The organism is Psychrobacter sp. (genome assembly GCF_030454045.1).
In the GTDB taxonomy this organism is placed as follows: Bacteria; Pseudomonadota; Gammaproteobacteria; order Pseudomonadales; family Moraxellaceae; genus Psychrobacter.
This window is the reverse complement of sequence record NZ_JAKDJE010000039.1, coordinates 16,701-27,085: the sequence shown is the minus strand read 5'-3', so window position 1 is coordinate 27,085 and position 10,385 is coordinate 16,701. Positions and strand designations below refer to the sequence as shown.

At 43.4% G+C, this 10,385-nt stretch carries 9 protein-coding genes; 2 read left to right on the top strand and 7 right to left on the bottom strand.

The window, feature by feature from the left end:
• Positions 1-65: 65 nt before the first annotated feature.
• Positions 66-455 (bottom strand): transposase, encoded by a 390-nt coding sequence (locus L0G63_RS08535; protein ID WP_301450261.1) that lies wholly within the window; start codon positions 453-455, stop codon positions 66-68.
• Positions 456-966: 511 nt separating this feature from the next.
• Here L0G63_RS08535 and L0G63_RS08530 point away from each other — a divergent pair.
• Positions 967-2,244 (top strand): hypothetical protein, encoded by a 1,278-nt coding sequence (locus L0G63_RS08530; protein WP_301450260.1) that lies wholly within the window; start codon positions 967-969, stop codon positions 2,242-2,244.
• A gap of 40 nt (positions 2,245-2,284) precedes the next feature.
• Positions 2,285-3,265: an NERD domain-containing protein gene (locus L0G63_RS08525; protein ID WP_301450259.1), complete on the top strand. Its 981-nt coding sequence runs from the start codon at positions 2,285-2,287 to the stop codon at positions 3,263-3,265.
• A 12-nt stretch (positions 3,266-3,277) separates the two neighbouring features.
• Here L0G63_RS08525 and L0G63_RS08520 read toward each other — a convergent pair whose 3' ends face one another.
• From L0G63_RS08520 to L0G63_RS08495, 6 genes are all read right to left on the bottom strand, one after another.
• Complete coding sequence (locus tag L0G63_RS08520) at positions 3,278-4,249, bottom strand: peptide ABC transporter ATP-binding protein (protein WP_058023780.1); 972 nt, start codon at positions 4,247-4,249, stop codon at positions 3,278-3,280.
• Positions 4,246-5,319: an ABC transporter ATP-binding protein gene (locus L0G63_RS08515; protein ID WP_301450258.1), complete on the bottom strand. Its 1,074-nt coding sequence runs from the start codon at positions 5,317-5,319 to the stop codon at positions 4,246-4,248. The genes L0G63_RS08520 and L0G63_RS08515 overlap by 4 nt, the downstream gene beginning before the upstream one ends.
• Position 5,320: 1 nt before the next feature.
• Positions 5,321-6,235, bottom strand: coding sequence for an ABC transporter permease (locus L0G63_RS08510; protein WP_301450257.1), 915 nt, complete (start codon positions 6,233-6,235; stop codon positions 5,321-5,323).
• Between the two features lie 157 nt (positions 6,236-6,392).
• Complete coding sequence (locus L0G63_RS08505; RefSeq protein ID WP_301450256.1) at positions 6,393-7,409, bottom strand: ABC transporter permease; 1,017 nt, start codon at positions 7,407-7,409, stop codon at positions 6,393-6,395.
• Positions 7,410-7,651: 242 nt separating this feature from the next.
• A complete protein-coding gene (locus tag L0G63_RS08500) occupies positions 7,652-9,292 on the bottom strand; it encodes an ABC transporter substrate-binding protein (RefSeq protein ID WP_301450255.1) in 1,641 nt (546 codons plus the stop codon).
• Between the two features lie 624 nt (positions 9,293-9,916).
• Positions 9,917-10,243 carry a DUF779 domain-containing protein gene (locus L0G63_RS08495; protein WP_058023776.1) on the bottom strand — a complete coding sequence of 109 codons (327 nt, stop codon included), beginning with the start codon at positions 10,241-10,243 and terminating at the stop codon, positions 9,917-9,919.
• Positions 10,244-10,385 lie beyond the last annotated feature (142 nt).

Sequence of the window (10,385 nt, the reverse complement as noted above, 5' to 3'; positions counted from 1 at the left end):
CGTAGATGTCTTTGATGGTTTCGACAATCTCAGTAGTGGTTTGACCTTTGGCGTATGAGCGAGGATCAGCAAGTGTCTGGGAGACACTTGCCCGAAGCGCAAGACGTAAGGCTATGCCTGTAGTGAAATATGATTTTATCATCGAGCCCAGTGATACGGGTTTGGTGTTTGCCAACCAATGCAGGATCAAAGCTCCCTTCACGGTCTCTGGGGGTGGATATCTCAAGATCGCCTGTGTCACTGCGTACTGTCTTTTTAGTGTGACCGTTGCGCTTGTTTTGCTTATCCGCCTTTTCATGCTTAGGATAGCCTAGATGATCTTCCATCTCGGCTTCTAAGGCAGTGTCAATAAATGACTGCATGAGCTCTTTTTGAAATGCTTTGATGTCTTCGAAGCTTCCAACGTGTTTAGCCATTTGTTCGGCTAATTTCTTTAGTTCTGTTTCTTTTGTCATTGCTTATTCTCCTTTACATTGGATTATAAGCAGTTACACAGAGTTTGGGAAAGGCTCGAGTTATTAGTTAATCGGTGTTTTATACATAAAAATAGTATTCCACTAGAAATACAATCAGACTTATTTCCTTATGATTGGCATATAGACATTGCTAAAGACAACTTTAATTATGTGCAATGGAAGAAGAAACATTTAGTAGACAGGTAGTCATCGGTAGCTAACTATTAAACGACATAAACTAAAATTCAATATTTTCTAAGATGATAAAATCATGACAAGTTGCACGACTTCTATTAACTCGCAAAAGCCATTCCTTACGTCTAATCAACCGACTGTTGAAACGGTAAGCGTGCTCTTAACGTTAGATGATTTTTTCTCCGATAGGTCAGAACAGGCGAATCCTGATGAGTTAGATGGTTTGACCAGACATCAGGACTTTAAATATGAAAGAGAGCTTCGTAACTGTAATCTTGATTATTCAATAAACAGTCTTAAGTGAGTTGATGATTGGTTGCTAACGGTTAAAAATAGACTGCCTGAATTTACAGAACATCGAATCTTTTCTTTAGAATACCCGCTGCACAATAGCTCGACTATTGAGATATTGAGCTATTATTTAGGTGAAGTCATTGGGCGAGCTCGTAGAGAAGTCCCAGTTTGGTACTCTGATGCAAGCGATCATTGTATAGGAGATCAGGCCGCACTGGCTGAAAACATGTTTGTCGATTTTGATAGTGATATCCAAGATTTGTGTGATTTTTTCGTTCCTAAGCAAGTGATTTACCAAGCATTGATAATAGCTAGTGACGATGGGGCATTACAAGACCAAACAATTTGGCAAAGTGTGTTGGAGCTAGTTCCATCTACTATATTAAGCAATACTGATTTCAACCAGCCTTTGCCACCCGTACCCACTATGGAGTTGAAGTTTGACAGGGAGATTGAATTTGCTAATTTAGATCGAGCGGATTTAGCTTACTTACAAATGATGCCTCCAAAATGGATGAAGGACGACGTCTTGTATGAACAAATGAATCAATTGGCTAAGCTATATAAAACAGGCAAAGTAGTATGGGCTCATGTCGTCCAAGCAAATAAAATGCTATGGTCTTTTGATCAGACATATTCTTGTCCTGCTGAAGTCTTATACGATCCAACAGGGCGAACACCAGTTTCTTATCTAGCAGAAATTGCACATGAACTTTATACTTTTAAAAATACCATTCCTGATACGGATGATATAGAAATATCAAAGTATGCCGAGCACATAACTGACGAACATACTAGAATGCATGGTTTTGACATTCCTAATAGCATCACGCCTTTACCATTAAAGTCTACCAGTATATTCGTTTGGCGGTTACATTTACCCAATGGTATTTTACAAAGCTCATTCCCTATTTTAATCAGTGATGAAACAGCTGAGGTTACTGTACTTCCTGCCAAATTTTGGGACCCAGCTTATTACGATCAATGGATTCAAGACAGTTATTTTGAAGAAGATATGTATTATGGCGTACGAAAACTTTATGAGAGTGATAATCCTTGGAAAGGATATGAGAAGCACCTTCGGCCACAAGTGACTGAGCTTATTGATGACATTCCAAGCTTAGCTAATGAAGTCACCTTTAACAGCTATAAGCCTACTTCAACCGATATAGCCTTCGTTACAGCTTCAATTCAGCAGAATTTTGCAGAAGCAAAACAAGAAAGTACAAGCTTCATGAAAATTGTCATTGGTGTAATCATATTTATAAATATCTTATATGGGCTTAAATCTTTTGTTTAGTAGATGTCAACCTAATAAGCCATGCTTTGAGAAATCCACCATGTCCCTAAAATCTAGCTTTAAAGGTTTCTTAGGTGAAACCGTCATCAACGTCGCCATGTGGCTAAAGCTTGAAAAAGACGTGTATCACCGTTTAAATAATATCACTTTGCCATTAGCCAATGGTGGTAGTACGCAAATCGATCATGTTATCGTCTCCGTATACGGCATCTTTGTGATTGAAACCAAAAATTATAAAGGCTGGATATACGGAAAGGAAACGCAAAAGCAGTGGACACAAGCTTTTCCAAATGGAAGTAAATTCAAATTCCAAAATCCGCTACGTCAAAACTACTTACATATTAAGACGCTCGCAGATTTATTAGGCTTGGAGCTGAGCTACTTCCATTCGATGATTGCTTTTATCGGTGAGTGCGAGTTAAAAACCCGCGATGAATTGCCCGAACATGTATTGACGAGTGGTATGGTCTCGTATGTAAAGAAAAAGCAAGATAAGCTACTCACTGAAGATGAGGTTTTATCTATCGTTGAGCAGATTAATAGCAATAGATTTAGTAAGTCTTGGCGCACCAATCGGCAGCATAAAGCCTATCTAAAAGATAAGTACAGTAATCCGATCAAGAATACTGAGAATCCTACACCTGAGCCTATAGTAAAAGAAACTGTTGATAGAACTATCCTAAAGAGTAGAGAAGTGCATCGATGGTCTGGTCAAACTGAGGTTGAATCTACCGCATTACCAATTGATAGTCTAAATACTCAGCAAATAATCAAACCGCATGATATGGCTGATAAGGTTTTTCTTACGCCATTTGAGATTATAGAATCTGAGCCAAAAGTGAATGAACCTGAGATACTTAAGACGGTAGAAGATAACGTTAATCTCGTCCAAACACCAACCTGTCCAAGATGTAACGGTGAGATGGTTGAACGCACCACAAAAAATGGCGCACGCAAAGGACAGTCCTTTTATGGGTGCGCGCAATTTCCTAAATGTCGCGGCGTAGTGAGTATTACTTAGCCGTTAGTCATCTTAACCATATATCTCTTCCAAACGTAGACAAGCGACCAATCGACCATCCCATTCGCGCAGTTGAGGCTCTATTTCGCTGCACTGCGAGGTCGCATATGGACAGCGTTTATGTAGAGCGCAGCCGCTTGGCGGATTAAGCGGGCTTGGTAGCTCACCTTGTAGCGTCAAATCTTTCTTTTGGCCATTTACCGTGGGGGCAGCCGCCAGTAATGCGATGGTATAAGGATGCTTTGGCGCATTATAAATGGCTTCTTTGGGCCCGTGCTCGACGGCTTGACCTAAATACATCACCATCACGTCGTCAGCGACATGGCGTACTACTGACAAGTTGTGCGAGATAAAAACGTAGGCAGTACGATACTCATCTTGCAAATCCATAAACAGATTTAAGACCTGCGCCTGAATCGATACGTCAAGCGCGGAGGTCGGCTCATCAGCAACGACAATTTTTGGATTGAGCATCATGGCGCGGGCAAGGGCAATCCGCTGGCGCTGACCACCCGAAAACATATGTGGGAAACGCCCAGCATGTTCAGGACGTAGACCCACGTTTCTCATCATCTCGTTGATTTTGTCACGCTTTTCTTCTTTCGACAGATTGGTATGAATATCCAACGGCTCTGTCAATTGATAGGCGATAGTATGACGCGGATTCAAGCTACCATAAGGGTTTTGGAAGACCATTTGAATTTCGGTACGTAAGTCTTTGAGCGCCTTTCTACTATAGCCAGTGGTGGCTTCGTCGTTGATAAAAAGCTCGCCCTGCGTCGGCTGCTCGATGAGTGTCAGCTGGCGGGCAAGGGTAGATTTGCCGCAGCCTGATTCACCAACGACTGCCAATGTTTTGCCAGCCTCAAGCTCAAAAGAGATACCGTTCAGCGCTTTGACGTGCGCTTTTGGTTTGCCCAATCCTTGTGATACCGGATAGTGCTTATGTAGATTGTCTGCTTTTAAAACCACTTTATTACTCATACTTGTGACTCCAAAATAGCAGCGTGAGAGATGGGGGTGCGAGCAGTAGGATCGGCATAAATGCAGCGCACTTTGCCATTTGGTGTGTCCAAAATAGGCGGCGGCACGTCACAAGCAGGCTCTTTATATGGGCAGCGAGGAGATAACAAGCACCCGCTTGGGCGATCATATTGACTTGGTACGACCCCAGGCAAGCTGTTCAATCGATCTTGTCCGATAGCCAGCTCAGGAATGGCTTGTAAAAGCGCCTCTGTGTAAGGATGTGCAGGATGTTGGAAAACCTCTGGCACGGTACTGGTTTCAACCACTTGTCCAGCATACATGACCGCGACATCACGCGAGTTTTGTGCAACAAGGCCCAAATCATGGGTAATCAAAACCATCGCCATCTGTTTTTCGCGTTGCAATCGACCGAGCAAATCCATGATCTGCGCTTGTACGGTGACATCAAGTGCGGTCGTTGGCTCGTCTGCGATGAGCAGTTTTGGTTCACACGCAAGCGCCATCGCAATCATAACGCGCTGGCTCATACCGCCTGAGAGTTGATGTGGATACACTTTGAGTCGGTTTTTGGCGTCAGGCATTTCGACCAACTCTAACAGCTCTAATATGCGTGCCTGTACTGCTGCACCGCGCAAACCAAGATGCTTGCGCAGTACTTCACCCAGCTGCATCTCAACGGTAAAGCTTGGATTGAGGCAAGACATCGCGTTTTGAAAGATCATGGAGATGTCTTTGCCAATGATGCCGCGTTTTTCCTTGGCAGGCATACTGATCATGTCTTTATTATCAAACATCACTCGCTTGGCGCGGACGGTGGCAGACGGCGGCAATAGTCCCATTAGTGCCATCATCGTGACTGACTTACCTGAGCCGGATTCACCAACGACAGCGATGACTTCACCTTGTGTGATTTTTAAAGACACATCATCGACAGCACGAAAGGCACGCTTTCCTTGACCAAAAGTGACCGACAGATTTTCGATGTCCAATAACAGCGGCGCGTCTGTTGTTGATGCGCCATTCATAGAAGTGTGAGTGGTAGGCGCTTTAATTAAAGTATCAGTCATCTTAGGTCACCTGCTTTAATTTGGGATCGAGCGCGTCACGCAGGCCATCACCCGTCAAGTTAATCGACAATGCAGCCAAGAAGATAGCGACACCTGGCCAAATAGCGAGCCAAACATTACTTTGAATGTATTGACGAGCCGTACCGAGCATCGCACCCCATTCAGCATCAGGTGGCTGTACACCAAAGCCTAAGAAACCAATCGCACCCGCTTCTAAAATAGCAGAGGAAAAAATCATCGTTGCTTGTACGATAAGCGGTGCCATGCAGTTGGGCAAAATTGTGATGAATAATAAACGCAGCACACCAGCACCCATCACCTGCGAGGCGATAAAGTACTCACGTTGCAACTCCACCATCGCGGTGGCGCGAGTCAGACGAATAAAAGGCGGCGTACAGACCAAAGCGATGGTAATAATCGTATTGGTCATAGAGGGCCCTAAAATAGCGGCAATGATGATGGCCAAGAGCAAGCTTGGATAAGACATCAAAATATCATTGACCAGCATGACCGCTTTGCCCCAAACTTTGGGACAAAAGGCAGCACTAAGTCCTAAAGAGATGCCGACCAACATCGCAAGTGTCGTCGCGCTCAGACCGATAAACAGAGAGTAACGCGCGCCATACATCACCCGAGACAAGGTATCTCGTCCAGCATCATCAGTGCCTAGCCAAAACATCGCATCACCACCACTTAAAAAGGCTGGCGGCAATTGCTCTTGGCCGGTAAATAATTCATAAGGGTCATGGGGGGCAATTGCGGGCGCGAGTATGGCAACAATAACCATTAGCATGAGAATAATAAAACCCAACACCGCGCCCTTGTTTCGGCAAAAGGTCGATAAAAATAGTTGCCAAGACGATGGCGGTTTGGCAGCCATCAGATTGACATCAGAGGGGAGAACAGAAGGCTTCATGAGCAGTTCCTATAGTGGCTAGCGCAGTGACATTTTTTAGAATTTTGTTCCTAAAAAAGTACTAAGCATTGCTAAAACATCACTTCAGCGCCAATCATCACTATTTATAATATAAGTATTTATCAATGTGACATTGCAACATTGCAACATTGTGACATTAAGAGGTATGTCGAATACGCGGATTGATCAGACCATACAAAATATCAATAAATAAACTGACCAAAATCAAAGCAGTGGCGACCAACAAAATACCGTTTTGCACAATGGGGTAATCACGAGTAAAAAAGCCATCGAGAAGCCAATTACCAACACCCGGCCAGCTAAAGATAGTCTCGGTAATAATTGCGCCTGCAAGCAAGGTTGCCATTTGTAAGCCAACCACAGTGACGACAGTGATTAGCGCGTTACGCATCACGTGTACCATGATCACGCGGCGTGGCGATAAGCCTTTGGCGCGAGCCGTACGCACATAGTCTTCATCCAACACTTCCAGCATCGCAGAGCGTGTCATCCGCGCGATCATCGCGAGTGGAATGGTCGATAGTGCGATTGATGGCAAGATAAAGTGTTTGACCACATTCCAAAAAGCGCCCGGTTCCCCTGAGGTAAGAGAGCCAAGTAACCATGAGCCGTACAAGGGATGGACATCCAAGAACTGTGCGACAGAGATCACACCAGCAACGGGTAAAAGGCCAAGATAGTGAGCGAATATACCTGTCAGAATAGGGCCTAGTAAGTAGATCGGCATCGAGTATCCTGCCAGCGCCCCTGGCATCAGAGTATAGTCAATCCAAGTACCACGGCGTAGCGCGGCAAAGATACCTAAGCTCACACCAATCACACTAGCAATGACAATCGCACATAGCGCCAACTCTAACGTTGGAACGAAGTGCGCAAAAAAGTCTTGTAACACAGGAGAGCGAGTACGAAAGGATTGACCAAAGTCACCCGTCAATATACCCGTCAAGTAATCCCAGTATTGAACGATAAGGGGTTTGTCTAATCCCAGTCTTTCTAGGGCGCGAGCATGTAGCTCTGGATCCACCATACGCTCACCCATCATGATCTCGACTGCATCGCCTGGTACGAGACGGATCAGAGTAAAAGTCGATAGCGTGAGGCCAAGATAGACAGGAATAAGAATGGCGATACGGCGCAGAATATAAAGTAGCATGGGCTGCTCAATAGTTGTGATTCAATGAGTGGAGTAGTAGCAATGAATGAGGTCGTCCGTGACCATGCCCTTAAATGACCAAGCACTTAAATCAAAAGTACTCAAGTGAAAGGTGCTCAAATGAAAAGTATGTGAGTCAAAAAGCAATCAACTCATATAAATACGGCTGGAACAGAGATTCTGAGCCAGCCGAATACAAATCAAATAATAGTGCATGTCGTACCGGACGTAATTAGCTAAGGCTATTCAACGTTCACGCCATCGAAACGTACAGCACCAAGTGGACTGATTTTGAAATCCACAACGTTTGGTGCAGTGAACACGGTAACTACCGAATGCGCCATAGTCGTCCAAGGAAGCTGCTCTTTGAAGATCTGCTGAGCTTGTACATAGTCATCCACACGCTCATCTTGATTGGTGACCTGACGTCCTTTCATGACCAAATTATCAAAGTCTTTATTACACCAACGTGAGTAGTTATTACCACCGACCGCGTCACAAGACAGTAATGAGCCCAACCAGTTATCCGGATCACCATTATCACCCGTCCAACCTGCCAAGATCACATCAGGCTCGCCTTTCGCCGCGCGTTTTAGGTATTCGCCCCACTCATAAGTAACCAGTTTGGCATTGACGCCAATCTTCGCCCAATCTGCTTGGAGCATTTCAGCCATGAGTTTGGCATTAGGGTTATATGGACGTTGAACAGGCATGTACCATAAGTCGATGTTCATATTGTCCGCGCCAGCTTCTTTAATCAGCGCTTTTGCTTTTTCAACATCATAAGGTGCATCTTTTAAAGAGTCGTCGTAGCCCCACTGCGTAGGCGGCATTGGGTTGGTTGCCTTGAGACCTTCGCTTTGATAGACAGCATTGATGATCGCGTCTTTATTGATCGCCATATCCAATGCTTGACGTACTTTAAGATCACTTAGCTTTGGCTTTTCAACGTTGTAACCGACATAACCGACGTTAAAACCTGGTTGATCAAGAACGGTGGCTTTACCAGATTTTTTGACCGATTCAATTTCGGCAGGCTTTGGATAAGCGGACACATGACATTCACCCGCTTGTACCTTTTGCGCACGAACGGCTGAATCTTTAGTAATAACAAACACAAGGTTGTCGATGTAGATGTTGTCTTTGTCCCAATAGTCTGGGTTTTTGGTATAACGGATTTGCGCGTCTTTTTGATAGGACGTAAAGACGAAAGGCCCAGTACCAACAGGTTTGTTATTGATATCAGGCTCATTACCAGAGGCCATCAACTGATCTGCATATTCAGCTGAGTTGATATAAGCAAATGGCATCGCTAGGTTTTGTAAAAATGGGGCATTGACTTCGTTAAGCGTGACTTTGACAGTATAGTCGTCGACCTTTTCGATATTTGAGATGATATCAGGTAATCCCATGCCAACTGAATAGGGGAACTCTGCAGGGTAAGCTTTGTTAAATTCAAAGTCTGGGTTGGTGAGACGTTTTAATGTAAAAATCAGATCGTCTGCGTTGAAATCGCGACTTGGTGTGAAATAATCGGTTTTACCGAACTTGACGCCTTTTCGAAGATTAAAGGTATAGCTCTTACCATCTTCGCTAATATCCCAGCTTTCAGCGAGTCCTGGCTGAATTTCAGTCCCATCTCTTTTAAACTGTACCAAACCGTTATAGATAGGATAAGCACTCGCATCAAAATCGGTGCCGGCGGTGTACTGTGCGGGATCGAAACCAGCTGGGCTGCCTTCTGAACAATAAAGTAGGGTTTTAGCGGCTTTTGCATCTGAGCTGGCAGCAGACTCGTCAGTGGTTTTATTGTCGCCACTACAAGCACTCATACCCAAGATAAGCGTTGTCAACAGCGTCAGTTTAAAGAATGATTTTTGCATTATTACGTCCCATGTAATGATAGGTAGTTGCTTATAAATTGCTATGCCTGTCTGAGGAATTAGCAAACTTTCAACTGCTTTTGGTATATTTATTTTGAAGATATGTTTTTTACAAAAAGATACATATATAAAGTTGAGAAAGATTTAATTTATATAATGTAGAACATATCGTTATAAATAAGTCGTTTGAATATACTCTCATAAATAGCGATAATGCAAGAAATCTTTGAAATAATTTAATAAAAAAGACGATTTCTATTATTTTAGAGAGCTAATACAACCAAAAAAGGTAACTTTTACGAATTTTGACAGTAAAATTCATAATAAAAAGTTATTAATATACATGTGTATGAATAAATTAGTTACTTTTCGGATACAAATATTTTTATTGTTGTGATGATAGACAAATGTATAAATGACAATAATTTGTAAAAATCAGTGGATTATTGAGCAGCTGCTGACTATTTGGTGCGGTAGCTATTAGATGCTGTGGTTATTAGGTGCTGCTATGATTTGTTTTTATTAAATCAGCCAGTTTTTCCCCAATATCATAGGACAAGCTAAGACTGTCATATGGGGTACATTATTTAAGATTAATGCTACCTAGTTTTGCGTCAAACGTCCTTATATCGTGCAGATTTCTGAGCGTACGATAAAGCGTTTGCCTTCAGGGATTTCTAACGAAAAACTCGCACCGCGACCATTGACGACATCAATGGTCAAATCGGTATGCTGCCATAGATTGTATTGTGCGCGTCCCATATAAAATGGACAGCCAACAAGCTCACCAACCAGCACATCCTGACCGCCTACCTTAAACTCTCCTAATGGATAGCACATCGGCGAGCTACCATCACAGCAGCCACCTGACTGATGAAACATCAGCTTTCCATGCTTGGACTTTAGTAGCTCAATCAACGCCTTACACGACTCTGTTGCTGCCAGTTTCATATCGTACTCCTTCTTATAGCCCATCCATGGTTTATATAATTGCTCTCTAGTATCAGTATGCCACAGTCAAATCAAAAAGGTCGCATCATCTTCAGACACATCACAACTGGCATATGACTAAAAAGATACGACCTTCGGCTGA